Origin of the sequence: Psychrobacter sp. DAB_AL32B (assembly GCF_002224105.1) — a bacterium.
Classification (GTDB): domain Bacteria; phylum Pseudomonadota; class Gammaproteobacteria; order Pseudomonadales; family Moraxellaceae; genus Psychrobacter.
Map to the genome: position 1 here is coordinate 1 of NZ_NEXU01000213.1, position 226 is coordinate 226.

1 pseudogene is annotated in these 226 nt (G+C 39.8%); it reads left to right on the plus strand.

The window, feature by feature from the left end:
- Window positions 1-92 precede the first annotated feature (92 nt).
- Window positions 93-226, plus strand: a pseudogene (locus CAN34_RS14000) (IS5/IS1182 family transposase); the annotation flags it as partial.

The following is a 226-nucleotide window of genomic DNA, read 5'->3' on the forward strand; positions in this document are numbered from 1 at the left end:
TAGGGCGTGTTGAACATTGGCGATAAAGTGTTGGCAAAAAAAATAGCGAACGTCTAATCTTTAAGTTCTCACACCAAAAGATCACGTTCGCTATGCCTCGTACCATGCTCAAAGATGAACACTGGACTAGACTAAGACCTATCTTACTAGAACTGAATATTTATGACAAAGGAAATCTAAGACAAACAGTTGAAGGTATACTTTATCGAATGCGCGTTGGTTGCCC